We start from the raw sequence: 1,689 nt of genomic DNA, 5'->3' as shown, positions 1-1,689 counted from the left end.
GCGTAGTAACACTTCAAGACGCAAGTACAGGTAAGACAAGGCCGTTCTTACCGCGTAACCGTGATCACCGTTTCACCACCCTGTTCTCTACGTCAGAAAAGCCACTTTCAACCGGCGATAAAATCATCACCCGTTTTACCGATAAAGAGCGCGGCATTAAAGCCAACGTGGAGTACCGCATCACGCAAGCGAATACAGACAGTGTTATCGCTCAATCTAAGACAGGACAAACACTCAGCCTTAACCCTAATGCGCTTAAAGACGGGCACTGGGACTACGCCTACAGTCGAACCGCAGACATGGCGCAAGGATCCACTCATCAACACGTCATTAGCGCCATTCAAAGCAAAGGCGCGCTGACCAATTTAAGACGCGCCGGTATCGATGTGACCCGTGCCAGCCAGCACATTCGCCTCTATACCGACAACACCAAACAACTGGTCAAAAGCTGGCTCTCTAAAGAAAGTCATAAAGCCAGTGCAATAGAAACCCTCAACCAAACGCCCCCCAAAGACACCACCTACTTTAACCGAAATGCCCTCCCTCACGAAGACGTTCGGTTCCAAAATAAAAGCGGTGACTTTGACTACAACACATTTAGGGAGCACATCAATACGCAGCTACCAAAATACACCGAAAGCCTCGCCATTCAGTTATTAGGCCAGCCGAATCAATCCAAATCAGACCGGGATTATTTAACCTTTGGCCTTGGAAAATCGGCGATTAAAGTGACCCTAACTGGAGAATATCGTGGGTATTTTAAAGACTACACCACAGGCGAAAAAGGCGCATTGATTAACCTTATAATGAGTCATAAGGAAATGGGCTATAAAGCAGCGATGAATGAAGCGAACAAGATGCTAAACGAACCGGACAAATATCAATTGGAGGAAAACAGTAAGCACGAAAAATTACTCAACACCACACCTAGGCATATTGCGAAGTTTGAAGAAAGAGCTAAAGATTATATAAATCAAAGCTTACCTATTGATAACACGCTCGCCCAAACGTACTTAAACAAGCTCGGTGTCAATAACATCGAAAACAACCATGTAAAATTCCACTCTGCGGTCTATTCATCCGAAGATAGGTCCCTTCACCCTGCAATGCTAACCAACATCCACAATAAAGAAGGCGAAACCAAAGCCATTGAAGTGACCTATTTAGACACTCAAGGAAATAAAGATACCTCCCTAGACATTAACCCAAGAACCCTAGGGACGAAATCCAAACAATTAACAAGATTCCATCAAGGGGAGAATTTAAACACCACCATCATCAGCACATCGATTGAACAATCGTTTCTAATTCGAGACCAAACCCAAGGACAGATTGATATTATTAACCTCAATCATAAGAACGACATTCAAAACATCTCTACCGATGAGCTGAGACAGAACATCATTATTGTATTAAATCATGGCAATCACGATTTAAACCCGAACAACATTGAAAAAATCGTCGAGAACTTTCATGGCCGAGACATTCAATTCATGTCAGATGATAACCTAAAAGATGACATCAAATCGTGCATTGATAAGTTAGATAGGGATAACAGCGCGCATGATATTGAATTAAGTGAAGCACACTCTTCTCATCAAGAGAATGAATTAGACACCATCAACTATAATGATAAAAAAGAAACCGACAGCCAATCACTCGACCACTTTGAGCCAAAAGAATATTCAC

Annotated in this window: 1 pseudogene; it reads left to right on the top strand. The window is 42.9% G+C overall.

Annotated elements, in window-relative coordinates:
* A pseudogene (locus AB6D80_RS24915) lies at positions 1 to 1,689 on the top strand (conjugative transfer relaxase/helicase TraI); the annotation flags it as partial.

The organism is Vibrio sp. 10N.247.310.17 (assembly GCF_041466605.1).
GTDB classification, from domain to species: Bacteria; Pseudomonadota; Gammaproteobacteria; order Enterobacterales; family Vibrionaceae; genus Vibrio; species Vibrio tasmaniensis_A.
Note: the sequence above shows the minus strand (reverse complement) of the source record. Positions and strands in the feature narration are given on the sequence as shown.